21 protein-coding genes are annotated in these 21,531 nt (G+C 45.2%); 8 read left to right on the top strand and 13 right to left on the bottom strand.

The genetic code is table 11. The features are described from left to right. Positions 1-424: 424 nt before the first annotated feature. Both NLX78_RS23480 and NLX78_RS23485 read right to left on the bottom strand, forming a co-directional pair. Positions 425-1,468, bottom strand: coding sequence for a carbohydrate kinase family protein (locus NLX78_RS23480; RefSeq protein WP_254351675.1), 1,044 nt, complete (start codon positions 1,466-1,468; stop codon positions 425-427). Between the two features lie 257 nt (positions 1,469-1,725). After that, positions 1,726-3,015 carry a glycoside hydrolase family 27 protein gene (locus tag NLX78_RS23485; RefSeq protein WP_254351676.1) on the bottom strand — a complete coding sequence of 430 codons (1,290 nt, stop codon included), beginning with the start codon at positions 3,013-3,015 and terminating at the stop codon, positions 1,726-1,728. 210 nt (positions 3,016-3,225) lie between these two features. Here NLX78_RS23485 and trhO point away from each other — a divergent pair, with 210 nt between their 5' ends. Next, on the top strand, positions 3,226-4,119 hold the full coding sequence (trhO, locus tag NLX78_RS23490) for an oxygen-dependent tRNA uridine(34) hydroxylase TrhO (protein WP_250261451.1): 894 nt from the start codon (positions 3,226-3,228) through the stop codon (positions 4,117-4,119). A 209-nt stretch (positions 4,120-4,328) separates the two neighbouring features. Next, positions 4,329-5,255 (top strand): AEC family transporter, encoded by a 927-nt coding sequence (locus tag NLX78_RS23495; protein ID WP_254351677.1) that lies wholly within the window; start codon positions 4,329-4,331, stop codon positions 5,253-5,255. 17 nt (positions 5,256-5,272) lie between these two features. Here NLX78_RS23495 and NLX78_RS23500 read toward each other — a convergent pair whose 3' ends face one another. Both NLX78_RS23500 and NLX78_RS23505 read right to left on the bottom strand, forming a co-directional pair. Then, positions 5,273-6,052 (bottom strand): ABC transporter ATP-binding protein, encoded by a 780-nt coding sequence (locus tag NLX78_RS23500; protein WP_254351678.1) that lies wholly within the window; start codon positions 6,050-6,052, stop codon positions 5,273-5,275. Between the two features lie 195 nt (positions 6,053-6,247). Next, positions 6,248-6,796, bottom strand: a complete 549-nt coding sequence (locus NLX78_RS23505) for a CGNR zinc finger domain-containing protein (RefSeq protein WP_081112455.1) — start codon at positions 6,794-6,796, stop codon at positions 6,248-6,250. Positions 6,797-6,933: 137 nt separating this feature from the next. On the opposite strand from NLX78_RS23505, the gene NLX78_RS23510 reads away from it, so the two are divergent. Further along, on the top strand, positions 6,934-7,416 hold the full coding sequence (locus NLX78_RS23510) for a DinB family protein (protein ID WP_250268224.1): 483 nt from the start codon (positions 6,934-6,936) through the stop codon (positions 7,414-7,416). An 85-nt stretch (positions 7,417-7,501) separates the two neighbouring features. Here the strand turns inward: NLX78_RS23510 and NLX78_RS23515 are convergent, their stop codons facing one another. Further along, positions 7,502-8,371 carry a YheC/YheD family protein gene (locus NLX78_RS23515; RefSeq protein ID WP_254351679.1) on the bottom strand — a complete coding sequence of 290 codons (870 nt, stop codon included), beginning with the start codon at positions 8,369-8,371 and terminating at the stop codon, positions 7,502-7,504. A 208-nt stretch (positions 8,372-8,579) separates the two neighbouring features. Here NLX78_RS23515 and NLX78_RS23520 point away from each other — a divergent pair, with 208 nt between their 5' ends. Continuing rightward, positions 8,580-9,416, top strand: coding sequence for a DUF6492 family protein (locus NLX78_RS23520; RefSeq protein WP_254351680.1), 837 nt, complete (start codon positions 8,580-8,582; stop codon positions 9,414-9,416). 61 nt (positions 9,417-9,477) lie between these two features. After that, positions 9,478-10,821 (top strand): sugar phosphate nucleotidyltransferase, encoded by a 1,344-nt coding sequence (locus NLX78_RS23525; RefSeq protein WP_254351681.1) that lies wholly within the window; start codon positions 9,478-9,480, stop codon positions 10,819-10,821. Positions 10,822-10,925: 104 nt separating this feature from the next. Here NLX78_RS23525 and NLX78_RS23530 read toward each other — a convergent pair whose 3' ends face one another. Both NLX78_RS23530 and NLX78_RS23535 read right to left on the bottom strand, forming a co-directional pair. Beyond that, positions 10,926-11,669, bottom strand: a complete 744-nt coding sequence (locus NLX78_RS23530) for a succinylglutamate desuccinylase/aspartoacylase family protein (RefSeq protein WP_250268220.1) — start codon at positions 11,667-11,669, stop codon at positions 10,926-10,928. 20 nt (positions 11,670-11,689) lie between these two features. Then, on the bottom strand, positions 11,690-12,709 hold the full coding sequence (locus tag NLX78_RS23535) for a glycosyltransferase family 4 protein (RefSeq protein WP_254351682.1): 1,020 nt from the start codon (positions 12,707-12,709) through the stop codon (positions 11,690-11,692). A gap of 353 nt (positions 12,710-13,062) precedes the next feature. On the opposite strand from NLX78_RS23535, the gene NLX78_RS23540 reads away from it, so the two are divergent. Next, positions 13,063-13,536, top strand: coding sequence for a C40 family peptidase (locus NLX78_RS23540; RefSeq protein ID WP_061830140.1), 474 nt, complete (start codon positions 13,063-13,065; stop codon positions 13,534-13,536). An 80-nt stretch (positions 13,537-13,616) separates the two neighbouring features. Here NLX78_RS23540 and NLX78_RS23545 read toward each other — a convergent pair whose 3' ends face one another. Beyond that, positions 13,617-14,993 (bottom strand): sensor histidine kinase, encoded by a 1,377-nt coding sequence (locus NLX78_RS23545; protein ID WP_254351683.1) that lies wholly within the window; start codon positions 14,991-14,993, stop codon positions 13,617-13,619. Next, a complete protein-coding gene (locus tag NLX78_RS23550; protein WP_254351684.1) occupies positions 14,993-15,703 on the bottom strand; it encodes a response regulator transcription factor in 711 nt (236 codons plus the stop codon). The genes NLX78_RS23545 and NLX78_RS23550 overlap by 1 nt, the downstream gene beginning before the upstream one ends. 147 nt (positions 15,704-15,850) lie before the next feature. On the opposite strand from NLX78_RS23550, the gene NLX78_RS23555 reads away from it, so the two are divergent. Continuing rightward, a complete protein-coding gene (locus NLX78_RS23555; protein WP_254351685.1) occupies positions 15,851-16,501 on the top strand; it encodes an undecaprenyl-diphosphatase in 651 nt (216 codons plus the stop codon). Positions 16,502-16,542: 41 nt separating this feature from the next. Here the strand turns inward: NLX78_RS23555 and NLX78_RS23560 are convergent, their stop codons facing one another. The 3 genes from NLX78_RS23560 to NLX78_RS23570 all read right to left on the bottom strand — a co-directional run bounded on the left by NLX78_RS23560 (position 16,543) and on the right by NLX78_RS23570 (position 18,632). Next, positions 16,543-17,217, bottom strand: a complete 675-nt coding sequence (locus tag NLX78_RS23560) for a phosphatase PAP2 family protein (RefSeq protein ID WP_254351686.1) — start codon at positions 17,215-17,217, stop codon at positions 16,543-16,545. Positions 17,218-17,512: 295 nt separating this feature from the next. Further along, on the bottom strand, positions 17,513-18,346 hold the full coding sequence (gene yidC / locus NLX78_RS23565; RefSeq protein ID WP_254351687.1) for a membrane protein insertase YidC: 834 nt from the start codon (positions 18,344-18,346) through the stop codon (positions 17,513-17,515). Then, complete coding sequence (locus NLX78_RS23570; protein WP_013310179.1) at positions 18,312-18,632, bottom strand: hypothetical protein; 321 nt, start codon at positions 18,630-18,632, stop codon at positions 18,312-18,314. Before NLX78_RS23570 ends, yidC begins: the two co-directional genes overlap by 35 nt. Positions 18,633-18,862: 230 nt before the next feature. Between NLX78_RS23570 and NLX78_RS23575 the strand changes: the two genes are divergently transcribed. Beyond that, a complete protein-coding gene (locus NLX78_RS23575; RefSeq protein ID WP_254351688.1) occupies positions 18,863-20,218 on the top strand; it encodes an outer membrane protein assembly factor BamB family protein in 1,356 nt (451 codons plus the stop codon). 43 nt (positions 20,219-20,261) lie between these two features. Here NLX78_RS23575 and nadA read toward each other — a convergent pair whose 3' ends face one another. Continuing rightward, the gene (gene nadA, locus NLX78_RS23580) at positions 20,262-21,368 is read right to left on the bottom strand and encodes a quinolinate synthase NadA (RefSeq protein WP_254351689.1); all 1,107 of its coding nucleotides are present in this window, start codon (positions 21,366-21,368) and stop codon (positions 20,262-20,264) included. Positions 21,369-21,531 lie beyond the last annotated feature (163 nt).

The raw sequence follows: 21,531 nt of genomic DNA on the forward strand, positions 1-21,531 counted from the left end.
TCTTCTCTGTACAGCGGGTATTGAACCTTTGATCCTTGGTCTACACTATTCCTATATATTACAATTTTCACCACTTTACACGAAATGTAATTTCTAGTCAAGGAGATAATCGTCTATCTGAGATCAGCCAGGGACATGAACGATATTTAATTTTCAAGATAATTAAATTCCGTTGGTTATCCTATTGCATAATGAGTGGCCAGACTTTAGAACGGATACACCTGCGAAAACCAAGAACAAAGCGGACACTACCAATGAACCTCCCTTTAAAAGCAAATAAAGGAGGCACTGTGGCAGAAAAACAATTACGTATTTCACGCTGTCCATCAGACAACATGCTCCTTTTACCAATTAATTGGTTGAGGCCATTACGTACGTGTAGCTCCCAGTACGCGCTGTTGTAGGGTAGAGTTCTCTTAATTACTTATGTATCTTCCTTTTTAAAATACACGCCCTTGAAAAACACAAAATTTTGCGAATGTGTGCCATACAGCTCCTGAAACCTAGAATGGAGTTTATTCATAGAAAGGGTCTCTGAAACCGTCCGATCCGTTTGCAGGGTCAAGTCGACACAGCTAATTCCAAATTGGCACACTTGCTCCATAGGATAACCTTGGGTGATTCCATAAATCATCCCGGCAATAAAAGCATCATCTGCGCCTGTGACATCAATGACCTCTTGAACGGGATGCATAGGAATTTGTCCATGAGTTCCATCCTGAGAGGCGTACAAAACTCGATCAGCACCACAGATAAAAATGACATTTTGAACCCCAAGTTTGTGAAAAATCCGGGTGGCATCCAACATATGCTGATCATCTGTAAGTTCTAGCCCCAAATAAGCTTCAGCCTCCACCGGTTTACATACCAGCCATTCCACCCCATGCAAATTCCGGGGAAGCTTTCTCATCTTGGAGGCCGATACCGAAGAAACGACAATCGGAACCCGATGTTTATGGCAGACATGTATGGTGGCTGCAATTACGTTCATAGAGAAATTAGTGTCCAGCAGAACGAGTCGGGACGAGGCGATTAAAGGAGTATTTTCATAAATTACTGAAGGATGAATCTGATCATAAATCTCCATTTCTGCTGTCGCTACAATCAGTTCACCACGCTCATTCAGCAAGGCAGTATAAACCCCAGTTGACGGTTCACCTTTGACTTGCAGAGGAACCACGTGCATGTAACGGCTGGACTGTTCAATAATAAATTCACCTTCCGCATCGTCCCCAACCGCAGTTAGCAGGCTGACCCGTTGGCTCAACCTCCCTAAATTTTCGGCTACATTTCGTGCTACCCCACCGCAAGATTGCAGCCTTGTACTGCTCGGATTGGAGGTATGAAGCTGAAATGTACCTTTAATCATGATTTTACGATCCAGATTGGCCCCCCCGATACATAGTATTGGTTTGCTAGAGGGCCAAGGCTCGTCCTGTTCATTTTTGTGGATTTTTTTTAATTTCATGATTTGACTCCTTTCTCGAGTCTATTCGCTAGAATGATTTAAATTTGTGCAGAAATAGGCACCCTATAAAATTAACACGTTCCAAATGTCAAATTCCCAAGAATAATGTCGAGTTCGTTAAAATATCCTAAAGTTACCCATGCAAAAAAATCACCCTATCGTAAAGTTTACCTTCCACTTTTACGATAGGGTGATTGGGTTGGAATTGCAGCATAGTTCTTCCTTACATTATGTTATTCAGGATTTTTGCAAATCCTCTATTTCAAAATAAATAGAGCTGCTCCGTGAGGAGGTAAATCTGCGGACAGTTCTTGTGTTAAAACACCTAAATCCACATGGTTCCACAAATCTCTGGCATTTGCCTGTCCTTCAATACCAAGGTCTTTTAAGGATACACGCACCTTTGAAGCTTCATCTCCAGCATTAAACAAAGCTGCGTATACATGACCTTCCCCGTTATGTGAAGTCCAAACGATATGTTCATCCTTTCTGTACACCTGCCGCGCATTCAAACCGTTGCGATGAGCATTTAATACTTCTTCATTCGTTAGCAAGGAAAGAGTCCATGCATCATTATCCCGCAGTTCTCCCCCGAACATCAATGGAGACCGGAAAATGCTCCACAAGGTCATCATCGTTAGCTGCTCATCCTTCGTAAAGCGTGTCCATCGGTCATGGCTGCCGGAATCCACCGAATCTACCGAACGAATACCCAGATGACCTAGTGGCAGCATGTCGCAATCCGGCCAGTGACCCGGACCTACATGTTCCGCCCACTTCTCGCAGCGCTCAAACATACCATACAGTAAAGGCCATACATCCCAGAAGTCATCAGTCATACGCCACATATTCGCGTTTGCGATTAAATCAGATGCATGCTCCAGCGGTGCAGGACCAGGTGATAGACTCAGCACCATCGGACGTCCGCATTGGGCGATAGCCCGCCTAATCAATTCAATTTCCGCCAAATGAATACCATAGAGACGTGATGCAGCAATGTCATCTACTTTGACAAAATCCACACCCCATTCCGCATACAGGTCAAACAACGAATTATAGTACTCCTGTGCGCCTTCCTTGGATGCATCTACCCCATACATATCTGTGTTCCAGGGACAAATAGAGTTGGGATTCGCAATTTGTCTCGCCGTGGCTGTGGTTCCCAAAATCGGGGTATCCTGGTGCACCGCCTGACGGGAGATGCCTCTCATAATGTGTATACCAAATTTCAATCCCAGACTGTGTACATATTCCGCAAGAGCTTGGAAGCCTCGTCCATCTGCTGCCGAAGGAAAACGATTCACCGCTGGAATAAGACGTGAAAATGAATCCATTTCCAATGGGACGAACGGGCGATACTGTGAAGAAACTGCTCCTGACTCATACCACTGAATATCCACCACGACATATTCCCAACCATATTCCTTCAGATGCTCCGCCATATATTGAGCATTTCCCCGTACTTCCTCTTCCCGTACTGCTGCACCGTAGCAATCCCAGCTATTCCACCCCATAGGTGGTGTATGCGCTGTCAAATGATGTTTCATTTCATTCATCCTTTCACCTAGTAAAACTCATCCTGCTACCAGATATCCCCTCATTACTACGTTACTATTATAATGTAAACCCTTACTTTTGTCGCTCGTCATCTTTTCCATTTCCACTTTTTATACATTTAAGTTGACTAACTTAAAGAATGTGGTACATTTAAAATTGCTTGTTAAAAAACTTTGACTTGAATCAGAGGGTGATTTTACGTGTGTGAACATGCTTATCGAATTTTGTTGTTTTACAAATATGTCAACATAGAAGACCCTGCCACCTTTACGGCAGAGCATCTGGCTTACTGCAAGGAGCTGGGCGTCAAGGGAAGAATCTTGATTGCTGCAGAAGGAATCAACGGAACACTGTCTGGTACAGTAGAGCAAACGGAGCAATATATGCGTGATTTGCGCGCCAATCCGAAATTCCACGATATTGTTATTAAAATAGATGAGTCTGACGGTCATGCGTTCAAGAAAATATTTGTACGCCATCGTCAGGAGCTAGTTACGCTGCGTCATGAGGATGAACTGGACCCTAATGTAATTAGCGGTAAGCGGCTGTCACCAAAGGAGTTTTATGAACAGCTTCAAGATGAAGATGTAGTTGTTCTGGACGGACGTAATGATTATGAATATGACATCGGTCATTTCCGCGGGGCTATTCGCCCTGAAGTCGAATCGTTCCGTGAATTTCCACAATGGATTCGCGACAATATGACTCAGTTCAAAGACAAAAAAATCCTGACGTACTGCACCGGAGGTATCCGTTGCGAAAAGTTGTCCGGTCTTCTGATCAAAGAAGGGTTTAACGATGTAGGCCAGTTGGATGGCGGCATTGTGACTTACAGCAAGGACCCGGAAGTACAAGGACGTTTGTTTGACGGTAAATGCTACGTATTTGACGAACGAATCTCCATTCCGATCAATCATACGGATGAAGACGTCATTGTCGGCAAGTGCTTCCATTGTGAAACGCCAAGCGATCATTATATCAACTGCCCGGTGTGCAATCTCCAGCATATCGTATGTCCGGATTGCGAAGAACAGCATCAGCACTATTGCTCTGATGATTGCCGAACCAAAGCGGAAACCGTCGCTACTGCATAAATCGGCAGTATCATTGGTTCATTATAATAAAAGGGATGCCCACAGCCATGATAAACGGTTAATAGGGCATCCCTTTTATTGTTTTCACAATAAGTGTCGAAGGCTTCATAGTATATACCTATGACCTTGATTGTGTTTTCATCTTGGACGGGCTCGAAAGTAGCGCCTTATAATGGAAAATGTCATTACAGAAAGGATGGGTGGAATTCATGATACAAATCGTACTTTCAACTCTATTATCCGTTATCGTTCCGCTGTCCATTCCAGTGATCGCCGGATTTTTACTCGGAAAATTCATGAAGCTGGAAACGAAACCGCTCTCGACTTTGTATTTATATTTTTTAAGCCCCGCCATGATTCTGGACACGCTACTCAAAGCACAGCTTTCTTGGCATGATGTAGCGCAGACTGCCGCTTTTTCAATACTGAACCTGCTGCTGTTGTGGGGAATTGCACAATTAGCGGGGAAAATCTTTAGACTGAGCACTCCGGAAACGGCTGGACTTACCTTAATTTCCACGCTGACCAATAGTGCAAATTATGGCCTGCCTCTTATTTTACTTGCCTTTGGGCAGCTCGGTCTGGATAAAGCCTCCGTGTATGTCGTCATCCAGATAATCATGGTCAATACCATTGGCGTTTACTTTGCAGCCCGCTCTGAATTTTCTGTTCAAAGTGCTGTTAAGTCGGTGTTTTCACTTCCTGCGATCTATGCAGCTCTACTCGCCATGGGACTGCGGCTGCTGGACTGGCATCTTCCCTCTGGCATTCAGTCGGGCGTCTCGATGATTGCTGCCGCCTATTCTCCAGTCGTGCTGGCGATCCTTGGTACCCAGATGGCTTATGTAAAAATATTCAAACTGGAGTCGTCTATTAAAAAAGCCAGCTACGCCGGACTAACAATTCGCCTTTTGCTCTCTCCGCTTGCGGCTTGTCTTGCTATGCTGATACTGGGAATTTCAGGCCTTTTGTTCTCCGTTCTCTTCATTCTGGCCTCGATGCCGGTTGCTGTGAATGCTGTCATTTTAGCAGAAAAATTTAATGCATCGCCAAAACTGGTTTCCACCTGCATCCTGTGGAGCACGCTTGCCTCATTCCTGATATTGCCTATTCTGATTATGTTGGTAGCAGGTTAGCGAGAAAAAAAGACTCTCTACACCATAGAGAGCCATGCACGATCCTGTCTCCATTCTACTTGTACAGGCGTTTCAAAAAAAGCACTAAGTGTGTCACTACTCAGAATATCAGTCGTTTTACCTTTGGCAAATACCGTGCCCCGGCGGATTAAAATCGTATGCGTGTACATCGGTAGAATTTCTTCGATATGATGTGTAACATACAGTAAATTCGGCGAAGCCTGCGACTCCGATAACTGGCGAATGCTATCTAGCAATGCTTCCCGGGAGAAAAAGTCCAAACCATTACACGCCTCGTCCAAAATCAGTAGCTTGGGCGAGGCCATTAATGCGCGGGCGATAAGTACTTTTTGCTTTTCTCCCTGTGAGCATCCCTGATACAACCGATCCACGAGATGAGCACACCCTAGTTGCGTCATAAGCTGAACGGCCTGTTCATACTCTGTATCCGTCGTCTGGTCATAAAGTCCAATGGAGGCAAATTTGCCGCTAATGACAACATCCTGCGTACGCTGACTCCCATTAATTCTTTCCTGTAAAGAGGAACTGACCCAACCAATAGATTTGCGCAACTCCCTCAGATCCACATCTCCAAAGGTATGCCCCAATACACCGACACTACCTGTGGTTGGCCATATGTAACCGTTAATCATATTGAGCATCGTTGTTTTACCTGATCCATTCAAGCCGAGTACAGCCCAGTGCTCCCCCTCAGCTACCTGCCAATTGATTTGGTCCAGTATGGTATGGTTATCTCTCTTCCAGCTTACATTATTAAGTTCAATGACAGAATTCATGGCTGTACACCCTTTCTATTCGTCGTATCATCAGATGTTTATACGCATAGTAAAGATCATCGTTAGTACGGCTAGCTCCTCTTTTATGTAAGCATAGCACAGGGTCACAGGTTGTTCAATTTTAAATAACCCACTCCATTGTTCATATAGGAGTGGGCTCAACATGTACTGCTCATGTAAATTCTCTTGCTCCATCTACTTTTTCTTACGCTCGCGAAAACGGCGTACCTTCATCAAATTACCACACATCTTATCGTCGCAAAATCGCTTTGACCGATTTCGGGTATCATCGTAAAATACCCATCGGCAATCGGTATTATCGCAAATACGAATTCTGGAGCCGCCGCTATTGACAAGTGCCTGGGCAAAATCGGCTACAACCTCTGCCAGCACTTTTTTCCAACCATTTGCCACGGGTTCCAGCACAATGCTGAAATGCTCATCCTGTTGCTTTAATAAGCGAGTGACCGGCCCCCCTTCCATCATCTTTCGGTTAATCATATCCACCAGATCAGTTGTCATTTGTCCGCCAGAAGTCAGGTGCTCAGCGAAGCTACGTAATTCCCGCCGGAGAATTTGCATTTCTTCGATATCTTCCGCACTGGCTGGGACCGAAGCGGTAAATTGCCACCGCATAAGAAATTCATTTTGCCATTCGGGCTTCAACAAACGATCTTCTGAACGTCCGCTCCCTCTCCAATCGTGCCATTCGCTGTTTACAAGATCAGTCCAAAGTGTATTCAAAAGAGTTCCTCCACCGTCTGTAACCACTAAAATCATTTTAACTGGTTGCAAATCTTAATTTGTCATGCTACATTGTTAATTGTAACGATTTATCCTATATTTAGCTAGTTACATCCCTACAAAAGGAGTTGGGTTAGGTGAGCCGAGATCGAGTAAATATGCTGGTATTGCAAAGAGAAAATTCATGGGATAAGGAAGAATGGATTGTTCCTCTTGCCGCAGCACTTCACGGTGTGAATACACAGGAGGCCACTTGGACACCACCAGGTGGAGGAAACACGATTTGGCAAACGGTTCATCACATTAATTATTACAATGAGCGTATTTTGAGACGTTTAACTGACCGCCCTATAAGTTCAACTGGAATAAGCAATGATGAGACATTCGGCCCGCCAGGGGATGCTGAAGACCATGAAGGATGGCAGGAGACGCTGAAAGAAGCGGAAGCTCTTGTAAACCAACTGCTTGTCGCCATTACTGCTCTGAATGATGCTGATCTGGATAAGCCTCTCGGCTCCGACACTCTCGGTGCTGAATTATCGCGGTGGACGCTGCACGATGCATATCATAGTGGACAAATCGTACTTATACGCAAACAATTGGGGACTTGGCGAGTTTAAAATGTAATCCTAAATAAAAAGGATGAATTATGAAAAATTCATCCTTTTTTCTGTATTAGCTGCTGGCAATGAAGCAATCTACTGGTCAAGATATTTTTTGTTTTTTAGAATCTTTAATTACATTCTTATCTTTATTTTTACCTTTATTCTTGTCTTTATTTTTATCTTTATTTGTATCTTTGCTTGGGACGGTGACCTTCCTTTTTTCATTAGCCAGTCGCCAATAGCTTAACACTTTACGGTACATGGACTTATCTGTTAATTGGTTAAAAATATATGGGTCCGGCTTCGTATTCACCTCAATAATCCACGGGATAAAGCGATGATCCAGTCCAATGTCCACACCAATTTGCCGGAATTTCGGATATGTTTTTTGCAGTTGTTTGGCGATAGTAAGACCCAGTTCATTTAGTTTCTTAACCAGCTCCGCCTGCTTGCTTTGCGATAAATGGGATTTTAGTAACTGCTCCAAGGCCATCGGCTTACCACCACTATGATAGTTGGTCACGATTTTACGGGGATGACCAAGACGTCCAATAATTCCGGTAGACTCCCATAGCCCTTTTTCATTACGCTGCACCATGACCCGAATATCAAAATAACGCATTTGATGGCGTAGTAAATGGATTCCCTTTTGAATGAGATAACTTTTCTTCCCCGTATGTTTCGATAGGCTGATATATAGTGCATCCAAATGTTTGAATTCTTGGCGCGTTTCCTCATATTGATAGGCGAAACGCTGGCCGGCCACCTGCTCTACTCTCATTACACCTTTACCAAAGGTACCTCGCTCGGGTTTTACATAGACCATACCGTACTTCTCCAGCATTGATTTCAAATTTGCTTTATTATATTTGCGAGTTTCAGGTACATACGGCTTGATGCTGCCATGCTGGAGCAACAATTGGGTTTTATGCCATTTGCTGCGCAACGCCTGCGCTTGTGAAGAATTCACTTGCCCCTCTCCTCTCTACTCTCAGGTAGAACGCTCCTGTTAAAAAAGATCAATCTATCGTATGCGCTAACTCCCCATTCGAAGCTTCATCAGCCCTGTCCTGCATAGAAATGGACGTTTGACCTTGCCCGGTCGAAAGCGCCTGTCCAAGCATACGATATGGAGAGACGCTGGGAGCGTATATTTGCACATATAGGGAGTGAATAACATGTCAGCGCAATCGGATGGGCCACGGAAGGGTTCCCTTACAATCGATGTTCTGATTCCAGCAATTGATAAAGATATTGCCACACTACCGCTGGTGATTGACAGTCTGCGCCGTCACGTGCAGCACCGAATTGGAACTATTTATATCGTCTCACCACAAAGCACCGGGATTCGCCGTCTGTGCGCAAACAAGAAATGTTCATTTATTGACGAAAAAACGGTGCTGCCCATCACCAAAAAACATATTCATTACGGGACAACGCGCTGGGACCGCTCAGGCTGGCTGTATCAACAATTACTCAAAATGAATGGCGACAAAATCAGTAAAGCCTCTTTTTTTCTCGTCATTGACGCGGACACGATTTTGATTCGTCCACATACGTTCCGTAAAGACGGAAAAACGATTTTTTACTACCGCAGCTGGAGCCAGCCTGAGTATTTTCGCACCTACCACAAGCTGATGGGCGTTAAAGCACCCTCACCAAAATCCTTTGTCACTCACTATATGCTTTTTGAAAAAGCGCGGCTCACCCAGCTCAAGCAAGTTATCGAGGCCCGACATGGAAAACCTTGGTACAACGCGATTATCCAAAGTATAAACCGGACAAAACAGTTTGGGTTTTCCGAATATGAAACGTATGCCAACTATTTATACAGCAATAAGCCTTCTCAGATGATTTTGCGTAAGTCATTGAATAAAGCGCTTCATAGTCGGGCTTCTTCCCTGTCGCAAAAACAATTGGATGTCTTGGCCAAGAGCTATCGTTCCCTATCTTTTCATCAACGCAAGGTGTACCAGCTTGCTCCAAAAACAAAGATTGAATCATCGCTAAAATAGTTCTTAAAATCCTGCAAAATGATGCAATCCAAATGGATCTGCATTGAAGGAGGAAACGTCCGTGCGCATCGTATTGTTATGCGGTGGTGCTGGAAAACGGCTATGGCCACTATCCAACGAAATCCGGTCGAAGCTGTTTCTCCAGTTGTTGCCCGCCCCTGACGGGCGAAAGGAATCTATGCTCGGCCGGGTGTACCGTCAGCTTACCTTAGCCGGGCTGGATTCCTCTGCCCTGCTTCTGGCTCATCGAAGCCAGGTAAATCTAGCCTTTCGCCATACAGAAGGTCGTCTGCCCGTTCTGGGTGAGCCTGCCAAACGGGGAACCTTCACCGCTGCTGCACTGGCGGCTGCTTATTTTCACACCAGAGGCATGGGGCTGGATGAAGTTCTCTGCATTGCTCCAGCGGACATGTTTGCAGGGGAGGATTTCTTCCATAGCATAGCAGCGCTCTCCGGCTTATTGCTTGAGAGCGGAGCCGATTTGGCTATGCTTGGGACAAGGCCCACTCATCCCTCCGACCAATACGGCTATGTCGTTCCGGGTCTGCAAATGATACGGGAAGGGAAACCTTCTTATGCGCAAGTTGCTCGCTTCACAGAAAAGCCGGATCATTCCGGGGCACAGCAGCTTATTCATCAGGGTGCGCTGTGGAACTGTGGTATTTACGCTTTTACATTACGGTATATGCTCTCCTGTATGGAGCGAAGTTATTTGCCGCTGAACGATAAAGCATTATGCGCAATGTATGATGGCCTCCCGGTTCGCAGTTTCGACGAGGAGATTGCAGAGCGTGCCGAACATGCCATCGTCCTGCCCTACGATGGCGAATGGCACGACATCGGCAACTGGCAGGCTCTAACAGAGCAGCTAAATAGCCAAGTGATCGGGCGTGGACAGATCAGTGGCCAAACTCATGGGACGTACATCGTCAATGAGTTGCCCTATCCACTTCATGTCATTGGTGTGGAAGATATTATTGCAGCTGCGAGCCCCGACGGCATTCTCATCGCCTCCAAGAGCCATGCTCACACAATCAAGGACCAGCTAGGTAAACTTCAACTACATCCCAAGCATGGCGAAACCTCTTGGGGCAGTTACCGGGTGTTGGACGAATTTGATCATCGGAGTCTGAACGATATACTGGCCATACGGCTGACGGTACTGCCAGATCACCGCTTGAATGGCCGTATTCACGGCAGTGGACTTAAAGTATGGACGATCGTGTCCGGCCGGGGAGAGGTCATGCTGAACGGAGAACGTTTTGCTGCGGCAAGCGGTTCTGTATTTAGCATTCCGGTCGATACGTATCACACGATCCGTGCCGATCTGGATACATCACTGGAGCTAATTGAGGTACGTCTGGGGAACAGCTTAGTGAACGCTTTCTATAAATCCGAAGCCTGACAACACATAGATATAATATCAGCACGCCACGGATTCTGAACGAAGGTCGCACATAAAAAATCGCTCCTGAGCAAGGTGCAAAAATCCTTGCTCCAGAAGCGATTTTATTTTGTGGTGCCATATTTTCTTGAGGTAACCGTTCTAACCTTGGCAGATAAATAAACCTCGTTGCCTTTGACTATTCCGGCTTCTTTTAAAAAATGCTGGACGATCTCCAACTGATAGTGTATGCGTACTTTCTTGGGCAGGCTCCAACCCGTTTCCACGGTAACCGCGCGTGCACCTAAAATACGGGCTGCAGCAGTGCGGGAGGAACCTGGAAGCTCATGCAACCGAATGTTGAAATGTCGGTCGCTCATCTGGATGGAGCGATTCATTCGCTTAATAATCCGACGAACCGTAGGTACCACCGGATTGGCCTTATTGGAGATTAGCGTTTGACCAAGCACCTTGGCATCCTTTTGTGACAATCCGTTGGCCTCATGCAAGTCGAGATACCATTCAGGTTGATGCTTTTGTGTTAATTTGAATAGAGCAGCGGAAAGTGGTTGTGTTGCCAGCTGCTTTTTTTTGCGCGGAAAGGTTCGATTAAGATCAGGTATTCCTCTAATCCGTTTGCGGTAAGCCTCTTGATTTACAATCGGTACAATTATAAGCTTACCATGGCTAAATCGCAGTTTTTGCTGATTCAAAAGCTTTACCAATTTCTCAGCAGCTCGTATGCTTGCTATTTCTTTACCATGTATTCCCGCCACTACCATCACACACGGACCTTTCTGTCCCCCTGTAGCTATATAATAAGGAGTTGCCCAAGAGCCCTTTCCGAGCATATATCGTTTGACCTGCATCTCCTTCACCTCCGTATAGGCTACCGTTGTCCTCTCTTCTGTTCTCGCCGACGGATGATTTCACGGTATAGTCTCAAGTAGTTACTGGTCATTTGTTTGTTGGTAAATCTTTGAGTCACATACAAACGTAGCTGCGCTGGTGACGGGTAGTTCTTTTGCTGTGCTTTTCGTGCCATTTGGCTAACCGATTTGCAGATCAACTGCGGAAAGCCCGATAGTACCTCGGGAACGGAGCCATTTTTTAATGCCAGCACTGGTGTTCCACAAGCCATGGCCTCAACCATGACAAGTCCGAATGGCTCTTCCCACAGTGTCGGAAACAACAGACACTCTGCATGTTTCAGCAACTTCTGTTTCTGATCGCCTCCAACTGCGCCTACATAGCGTATATTCGGATTGCGCTGAATTCGTTTCTGAATCTCTTTACGGAAAAATTCTGGTGCTTTGATAGGACCTGCAATAAGCAGTCTTTTTCCTGTTCGTTCTGCAACCTGAATGGCCTCCAATACACCTTTATCTCGTATGATTCTGCCCATGAACAGCAAATAGCCACGCTTCTCACTGCTGAACTCGTATTCATGTGTGTTGATACCGTTATAGATATAAAAACCTTTACCCCCGCCCATCAGCTGGCGCGCTCGTTTACTGACATATACTGGGTTTTTACCGTGTCTCTTCACTGGAAGATGAACGGTGCATACCGATGGACAAGGCAGCTTCCTACGCCCTACAGCAGAACGAAAGGTATGATCATGAATGATATGTGTGTCGGAAGGCATATGCCGGAGTACATATTGGGGGATCTGACTATGTTTCAACCCCTTGGGATAGGGAATCAACCGCGCACTGCTCTTGCTCCCACGGGCGGCAAAAAGAGATACATGATGTCCTCGTCTCACCAATTCCTCCGTTAATTCATAAACGACCTTTTCCGTTCCGCCCTTGTTGGAGGGTACCGGCTGTGCATCGGGATAGTTGGAAATGACCTGAACAATGGTTAGACGTGGTTTTTTGAGTGCTTTATTCTGCTTTGAAGCCATACGAATTCCCCTTCCTGACCGGAAATACGGTGTGATCCTTACAATGTCAACGGGAATTAGAACATACTCCCGTACAGGTTATAAATTGTAGTATATAGGTATGTATATTTTGCGTGATTGCTTGTGCCAATCGTCTGCAACTCGCTTTTTGTCATAAGAGCCTATCTATAAGTGGAATCTATACATTTTGTCAAGCCAAAATTAAGGAGGAAATTCTCATCGTTTTCTAATAAATGAGGACAAAGCGTTGGGGTAACAGGTTTGTAACCATGAGTGGTAAATTCCGGACATTTTATTTGTGTTATTGTCATTTCAGGACATCAACACAATACGAATAACGGAGGAATTTATATATGAAACGTACTTCTAAAAAATTGTGGATGGGTATTTGCTTTACTATGACTTTGGCATTGAGCGCAGGGAGCTTCGTCGTTGGACCAGCCACCACTCATGCCGCTTCGGCAAGTAAAGCTGATCGGATTATTTCTAAAGGCTCCCAGTATATGGGCGTGCGTTATCAACATGGAGCCCCAGCTGGCAGTACAAGCTCTTTTGACTGCTCTTCATTCACTCAATATGTATTTGCACAAAATGGCATCAAGCTTCCGCGTTCTTCCAGACAGCAATCAACTGTTGGCACTTTTGTACCGCGTAGTCAGCTGAAAAAAGGCGATTTGGTCTTTTTCTATGCGCCAATTCATCATGTAGCCATTTACATGGGGAACGGCAAAATTCTGCATACGTATGGTAAAGGCGGCGTAACGGTTACAGATCTAAATTCAGGATGGTGGAGTCGCAATTACACAACAGCACGTCGTGTCCTTTAACATAAATTTTAGATGATTTCCATCCACCGAATGCTTAACTTACAAGTAACAATAAAAAGGCTGTTCCGCGAGTAGATATTCTACTGGAGGGACAGCCTTTCCTGTTGTCTTTGGGGCAGCGTGACGATGACTACCGTTCCTTCTCCTTCTACGCTCTCCATACGTATCGTACCCTGATGGGCGTCTATAATTGCCTTGGCAATTGGCAACCCCAGCCCGGTTCCTCCGGTTTTACGATGTCTGGAGCTATCTACCCGATAAAATCGTTCAAAGACCCGCTTGATCTCGCCCTCAGGTATTCCGATCCCATAATCCTTAACCTGGATATAAACATCCTTTTCATCTGTAGATAACCCTATTTCGATCTCATCCGAGCTGTATTTTAATGCATTATCCAGCAGGATGACTAGCAACTGCTTCATTTTTGTCAGGTTGGCATCCAGCCAAATTTCGTTCTCTTCTGTTAAAATAGAAATTTGACGATCATGTACAGGTTTGAGATGCGCTACTACCTGTTGACAACAACCGATCATTTCGATCCGCTCATACGGCTCAGGATCTTTCTGCTGTGAGGAGGCAAGAGTCAGCAACTGCTGTGTCATCGTACGCATTCGCTGAGTTTCTTCATAGATCGATTCAATGGATTCCTTACGAATCTCCTCGTCACGCGTGCCCCACCGCCGCAGCATGTTGGCATAACCCTCAATAATCATAAGTGTGGTGTTCAGCTCATGTGAGGCATCTGAAACAAACTGCTGCTGACTCTGAAAGCTTTCTTCTAATCTCTCCATCATTCGGTTAAAAGTAGCGGTCATTTGGGACAATTCATCTTGATTGTGACCACCAACGGGGATTTTTTTGAATTTCAAGCTTCTTTCAATTTCCTGCATCGTTTGAATACTACTTGAAATCGGCAGCAATATCGCATTCGCCAAAATCGTGCTCCCTACCAAACTTAGCAACATAGCCCCTACAGTGGATGTGATGAGGATCGTATTTAAAATATCGAGATTGGTTTCGAGTGCATCCCATTTTTCTACAATCTCCAGGGTCCCCTTCTGATTACCCTCTGGAGAAAGCACAGGGAGATGGATTACCAGAATTTTATGACCCTGTACATCTGTCAGTTGAGAACTTTGTGAAGTGTTAAAACGTATACCGCCCAGCTTAAATCGGGACTGGCGACTTACTTCATACAGAAGTCGGGATTGCTGATCAAACACTCTCAGAGTGGTGTCTCCAGAAAGCTCATCTTTTAGTTTGGAGCCCCATGCATTCTTTAGAATCATCGTGGGTCCTGTTTCGGCAATGATTTCAGTCCATTTATTTTGCAGCACTTCTCTTTCGTTTCGCGTAGCGATTTTGACGAACAATAGGTGAACTGTAACATCCACAAACAGGAGTATCGACATCACTAAAATAGAACTGAGCAGGGTGATTTTGGTCCGAAGCTTCACTAGTCTTCCTCCCGGATGCAGTACCCAACGCCGCGCACGGTTTTTATCAATTTCTTTTTGTATCCATGATCAATTTTTTTGCGAACATACCGGATATACACATCTACGACATTCGTATCACCGACAAAATCAAACCCCCACACGTCCTGAATCATTTGATCCCGCTGCAATACCTGATTTTTGTGCTCCATCAGATAGAGAAGCAGATCATATTCTTTTGGCGTCAGTTCGATTCGATTGCCCTCCCGCACCACTAACCGTGTCTTGCGTTCCAACACCAAGCTGTCCACTTGGAGCCTAGACGGCGGCTTATCCTCTTCCTGTAAAGTGGTAGCTGTTGGCTCCATTTGATGCCTCATACTGGCCCGCATCCGCGCTAATAACTCCTCGATCTCAAAAGGCTTCGTAATGTAATCATTGGCACCTTCATCCAGACCTGAAACCTTATCAGGAGTCTTGTTACGTGCAGTGACCATAATTACTGGTGTATGATTGTCCACTTTTCGAATCTGCTTTAGCACCTCGACACCGTTCATCTCCGGCAGCATTACATCCAGAATGATGATATCCCATTTACCAGCTAGAGCTTTTTCCAATCCTTCTCTGCCCGTCTGTGCGATTTCAACTGCATATCCTTCATGGGATAACTCCAACTGAAGCAATCTGGATATCTTCTCTTCATCATCAATAACCAGCACCGACTTTTCCATCAAAAAACCACCTATTTTCTATAGAAAAAACAAATGAGTAATGGAAATGACATTCATTTTTTATTTGATTTTAAGCTTTTATCCGTGTAGTCGCTCTATAATATAACTTTGTTATTCAATTTTTTGATGTTAAGGAGTAATTTATTCATGTTAATTAATGTAGACTATGCTTTATTTCACTGGATCAATGAACTGGCTAATTCCCTCGCCTTTTTGAATGGAACCATGCTTTTCTTGGCGCAATATGCACCGTATTTATTCGGAGTGGCTTTGCTGATTTACTGGTTCACTTTTAAAATGCCGCATCGGATGATGGCTTTAGAAGCCGTCATAACGGTTTGTATCGGCTTTGTAATTAGTTGGGGCCTTGGACATTTGTTTTACAGAGATCGGCCTTTTGTCGGACATTCAGTCATTCAGCTTATTCATCATGATCCTAATGCTTCATTCCCGAGTAACCATGCCCTTGGATCGTTTGCTCTGGTTACAATTTTATGGCTTCATCATCAAAAATTTCGTATCCTCTGGGTTATCTTGGCTGTACTCATCGCAGTATCCCGCGTGTGGACCGGAGTGCATTATCCCTCGGATATTTTGGCAGGTGCGCTTATTGGTGCAGGTTGTGCCGTCGGCGTTCATCAATTCATTCGAAGCCGGAAGCTTCCTGGCATCTTCATGCAGGCGGCTATTATATTTTATGAAAAATGGGAGCATAAGCTGGGGCTCAAGCCTGGTGAACAGGCCAGAACTAAGATGACTGAGCACACTTCCTCTGTCCAAATGAAAAGCAGACGCTAAAGCGTCTGCTTTTTTATAAGCTTTATTATTTCTGCTACCCGTTATGCTGTCGATTTGGAGCGAAGTGGCAGCATTCGTCGTTCTTCGTACCGCTGATAAAACCAAATACAAGCCGCCATCCAGCAGCCACTCATAAAATAGCCACCCACAACGTCGCTCGGATAATGTACGCCCAAATAAATGCGGCTCGTCCCGATTGCTACAATCAGCAGGCTGCTGAGTACAATAAGAAGGATACGCCCCAGCCTAGAAGGAACATGCTTCCACACTAAAAATGTCAGCGCCGCATACATGCTGAAAGCTGTCATGGAATGTCCGCTTGGAAAGCTGTATCCATTCTCTTCAATAATACGGTTAATCTCCGGTCTCGCACGCTGAAAAAGCAATTTTAGTATCGTATTCAGCATTACCGATCCCAATACACCAGCCGCCAAAAAAAGCAGTTCTCTGCGATGTCCCAATACTCTATAGAGCACGAACATGGCAATTAAAATGATGATCGCAACTGGAATCCCACTGCCGATCATGGTAAAAAATTTCATTAGACGGGTCATGACGGGCGACTCTAGTTGTCCAATAGCCGAAATAATTTCCTGGTCAAAATGCCGAACTTGATGGTCACTCACCCATAATGCGACCAAGCCAAAACCGAATGCACATACTATACATGTGAGCAGAGCCAAGGAAATGGGCAGCTTTGTTGATGTTTGCTTCATTTTCTATAGTTCCTCCATATTATTCATTGCGTAATAAAACAAAGTTCAGCATTAGCTTACATATAGGTCTTACTTTGCCCACTTTTCTCTTATCATTTCATTAAAAGAATTAGGTGCGTCACTTTATAATATAAGGATTTCATATTGACTACAAAATCGCAAGCGGAATGTAGCGAAAAAAGCAGCAGCAAAAAAGGACGCCATTCAAGCCTTATAAACGGCTCGAATGACATCCTAAGATTACACGTGACAACTACAAGCGCAATTCCCAAGTTAAACAAACATGATCTTCTAATTAGGTTGGTGTGACTTCTCCAATTTTAACCTTACTCTCTGCTTCCTCTATTGGATAGCGTCTGCGGAACCACAGCGACTGAAGCAGCAAAAAGGTGCCGCTTACTGTCCAATATAATGGCATGGCAGAAGGGGCATTAAAGGAAAAGATCGCCATCATAATCGGTGAAAGATAGCCCATGATCGCAAATTGCTTGCGCTGGTCAAGCGTCATCTGAAGCTGAGAAAGCTTGGCCTGTGCCAAGTATACAACTGCGACGACGATTGCCAAAATCCAGTCCGGCTGTCCGAGCCGGAACCATAGGAAGGAGTGAGACGCCAGCTCCGGGGTTAAGCGGATTGCAGTGTACATACCGCTCAAGATCGGGAGCTGAATGAGAATAGGCAGACAACCGATATTAAGCGGATTGAATTGATGCTCTTTGTAAAGCGACATCATTTCCTGCTGCATACTCTGCTGGCTGGTGGCATCTTTCTTGTTTTCATACTTCTTCTTAATTCGGTCCAAGTCGGGCTGCATGGCGCTCATCTTACGCTTCATCCCCTGCTGGGCACGCGTTTGACGCATCATAAGAGGAAGTAAGGCCAGCCGGACAATAAATGTCAAAGTCATAATCGCCAGCCCAAAGCTTCCACCAAACCATTGCGCCAATTGCTGAATAAGCCAAGAAAGCGGGAACACCACGTAATGATTAAAAAATCCCGGTGTCTGTGCATTTATCTCCGCAGCATTCGCACCACAACCAGACAGCAGCATGACCACCGCCAACGCTACCATTAATCCAAATATCCGTTCTTTTTTACCCCAAAAGGTGAATCCCTTGAATCGTTTCATATGTTCCTCCTCGTTGATTGGCTGTGCCATCGTTCAACGAGGGAGAACAATCGGATGCATCTTCATCCGGCGCTTCCTTACGCCGGATATGTCGGGCCAGCCGGACAGGCATGTCCTGTCCACGGGCAGACATCGGCATCTGTGGAGAAGCATGAGATCTTACGGGCCCGCCTTCGACCCAGCATTCGGGTACATTGCCGTGCAAATGAGCGAGATACGTATAAGTCACTGTGCACAGTAAGCCGATTGTAAATAAATAAGGGAGTAGGTCCTGAAGCTCAAACAAGGGATTCACCTCCTTCGGTTTGTTACCACAATTATAGCACGAAAACCGGACAAGCGACTAATCTTTAATTAGAGATACAGGTTCGACACAAGCAACTGAATTTAAGTATTTATGCTCAAAACAACCAAAATGCAAATACAAATTGAAACTTTTGGTTTTTTTTACAGTCTAATCAAAGGTGACTCTCTGAAATCCTTACTCCCTATTAACCATTAAAGGAGCCAGCGCGTATGAGAAAAACGATACATAGCACTTTGTTTACTGGATTGGCGGTAGCCAGCATTGGGCTGCCCTTGATCAGCGGTGGATTCGCTGAAAAGGCAAGTGCAGAGCCGTCTGCGGTCTCCATGAGTAACGGCGCTTATAGCACCTCAATCCAAGCACCTGTGATCAAACCTTCCTGGTCTTTTCCCGTTATCCCAATCGATAGAATCCGATATCCAGATCAGGCGGTAACAATAGCGGAAAACGGTAAGGTATTCGCGGTTGACTCAAACCATAGACTGGTTGCCCTTGAGGCCAGTTCGGGTCGGAAATTGTGGCAATATGGTGATCAGCTTACCCCTGTTTTAACGTACAACAAAGGTATCATCTACGGAATGACACGAAGCGGTTCTATCTATGCCGTTACAGAAGCTGGCAAGAAAGTGTGGTCCACTCCGCTGGGATTTACTGAAGCATATCGTATTCAGCGCATTGGTCCGACTATATATATTATGCAATCGGTGCAAACGGCTGCCATTAATGCTGTCAGTGGCAAGGTGAAGTGGAAAATCAGTGAGGATAAGAACTCATACAGTGGTTTGGGCGAAATAATGGAAACTGACGGTGTGCTTATCCGCAACTATAATGTACAAGGCAGCCTGACCTTTGAACAGATTAATGCCTATGACGCTAAAACCGGCAAAAAGCTTTGGGACAGCTTTAGAACTTCCTTTCCACTGGCGGTTAAAGACGGAATCGTATACTCTGTAGCCAACACGTTTATGATTGATGATGACCCGGTAAACCATAAAGTTACGATCGCACAGTACGACCTCAAGACAGGTAAATCCAAAGGAGATCGTCAGTACCGCTGGACCGAGCCTGAAAATAAAGACGGTGTCTACCGATCTGGAGGTGTATATGGTTCTGCTTTTTTGTACGGCAAAGATCTTTATGTCTTTCAGGGAGAGACACTAGCTTCCTATGATTTTTGGAACTACAAGCCAGACAGCAAACCTGCTCGCAAGTGGGCGCAAAATGGCTATGATCAACTTGTTCCTTTATTGTCTATTCATGAAGGTCGCATGTTCTACCAAGATTTTAGTACATCCAGACTGACTGCTATGAAGCTGTCCTCAGGTCAATTCATTCATTACGACGGCGATAATCCGACCGTTCAAGCTGACGTATTCGGTAAAGGAGTCTATGTCGGGCAATCAGATGGCGTATTTCATGGCTATGATTTGATGAGCTTAAAGCCCGTGTTTGCTGTCAACACAGGCTCACGCTCCTTCGGTCCAACGCTCAAATCCGGTGGAATGATATTTATTCAAAGCGGAAACCGTCTGCTTGGCGTCAAGCTCCCTGCTTCTTTAAAATAAGGCCAAAGATTTCAAGCAGCATTCTCGCTGGAACAGCAAAAGGTTAACGGATAGCAAGCATACGATTCAATGCTAGTACAGCATCCTCTCCGATCTGAGCATCCACACGAATCACACCCACAGGCTCACCCCGATCAAACTGCTCCATTGCCCACAGCAAATGGGGAAGATCGATCCGGTTCATGGTCAGACAGGGACACATATCGGGATTGAGCGATTCAATCTGCTGTTCAGGGTACTGCTGTTTGATTCGTTGCACGAGATTCATTTCTGTGCCAACAGCCCACTGGGTTCCCGGCTCTGCCGCGCGAATGGTATCGATGATGAATTTTGTGGAGCCCGCGCAATCTGCGAGCTGTACGACCTCATAAGAGCATTCGGGGTGAACGATGACCCGGATGTTCTTATCACGCTCGCGGACATTGCGAATGTGATCTACTGTAAACTTTTCATGAACAGAGCAATGTCCTTTCCATAAAATAATTTTTACAGTTGCCGGGTCCTGTTCAGTCTCCAGCTGATCGGTCATTGGATTCCACACGGCCATTTCATTTAACGGAATTCCAAGATCGTAAGCTGTATTGCGACCTAAATGCTGATCCGGCAAAAACAAAATACGTTCCTTTTGCTTCAGCGCCCACTCCAGCACTTGCTTAGCATTCGAAGAAGTCACGGTAGCCCCGCCATGCCGTCCTACAAAGGCTTTGATCTCTGCTGTGGAATTTACATACGTTAACGGAATGATCGTATCTCCTACCAACTCCTGTAAATGCTTCCATGCTCGTTCTGTCTGCTCCATATTCGCCATATCTGCCATCGAGCAGCCTGCACGCATATCCGGCAGGACAACAGTCTGTCGATCAGTAGTCAGCATATCCGCTGTCTCCGCCATAAAATGTACCCCACAAAATACAATAAACTCCGCTTCCTGATTTTGTGCAGCCAATTGAGCAAGCTGTAGAGAATCTCCTGTTATATCAGCAAACTGAATAACCTCGTCCTTCTGATAGTGATGGCCCGGTATGAGCAGCTTGGGTCCCCATTTTTGTTTCAGCTCGGCCACTCGCTGCTCCATGTCAGCAACCGTCAGTGTCTTATAATGCTCTGGCATAAGCCCTCGATTTCCTTGTAAAACGTCAAGCATAGACATTAGAATCCCTCCATATCGATGCGGCTGATCGTTCCCGCTCTCACGAACAGATAACCGCTCTGTGTACATACATGTTTACAAGTGTCTTGACACTTATATTTACACATGCCTACAATAATCTCAAGAGTTTTTGAATGGAATTATTTTTAAGTAGGGAGGATTT

This window comes from Paenibacillus sp. Lou8.1 (assembly GCF_024213565.1).
Lineage (GTDB): Bacteria > Bacillota > Bacilli > Paenibacillales > Paenibacillaceae > Paenibacillus > Paenibacillus polymyxa_B.

Excerpts from the sequence above, each read along its gene's own strand:
- NLX78_RS23575 (WP_254351688.1), top strand. The coding sequence starts at position 18,863 with ATGAGAAAAACGATACATAGCACTTTGTTTACTGGATTGGCGGTAGCC.
- NLX78_RS23535 (WP_254351682.1), bottom strand. The coding sequence starts at position 12,709 with ATGGCTTCAAAGCAGAATAAAGCACTCAAAAAACCACGTCTAACCATT.
- NLX78_RS23495 (WP_254351677.1), top strand. The coding sequence starts at position 4,329 with ATGATACAAATCGTACTTTCAACTCTATTATCCGTTATCGTTCCGCTG.
- NLX78_RS23530 (WP_250268220.1), bottom strand. The coding sequence starts at position 11,669 with ATGCAGGTCAAACGATATATGCTCGGAAAGGGCTCTTGGGCAACTCCT.
- NLX78_RS23550 (WP_254351684.1), bottom strand. The coding sequence starts at position 15,703 with ATGGAAAAGTCGGTGCTGGTTATTGATGATGAAGAGAAGATATCCAGA.
- NLX78_RS23520 (WP_254351680.1), top strand. The coding sequence starts at position 8,580 with ATGTCAGCGCAATCGGATGGGCCACGGAAGGGTTCCCTTACAATCGAT.
- NLX78_RS23555 (WP_254351685.1), top strand. The coding sequence starts at position 15,851 with ATGTTAATTAATGTAGACTATGCTTTATTTCACTGGATCAATGAACTG.
- NLX78_RS23500 (WP_254351678.1), bottom strand. The coding sequence starts at position 6,052 with ATGAATTCTGTCATTGAACTTAATAATGTAAGCTGGAAGAGAGATAAC.
- NLX78_RS23485 (WP_254351676.1), bottom strand. The coding sequence starts at position 3,015 with ATGAAACATCATTTGACAGCGCATACACCACCTATGGGGTGGAATAGC.
- NLX78_RS23560 (WP_254351686.1), bottom strand. The coding sequence starts at position 17,217 with ATGAAGCAAACATCAACAAAGCTGCCCATTTCCTTGGCTCTGCTCACA.
- nadA (WP_254351689.1), bottom strand. The coding sequence starts at position 21,368 with ATGTCTATGCTTGACGTTTTACAAGGAAATCGAGGGCTTATGCCAGAG.
- NLX78_RS23540 (WP_061830140.1), top strand. The coding sequence starts at position 13,063 with ATGAAACGTACTTCTAAAAAATTGTGGATGGGTATTTGCTTTACTATG.
- NLX78_RS23480 (WP_254351675.1), bottom strand. The coding sequence starts at position 1,468 with ATGAAATTAAAAAAAATCCACAAAAATGAACAGGACGAGCCTTGGCCC.
- yidC (WP_254351687.1), bottom strand. The coding sequence starts at position 18,346 with ATGAAACGATTCAAGGGATTCACCTTTTGGGGTAAAAAAGAACGGATA.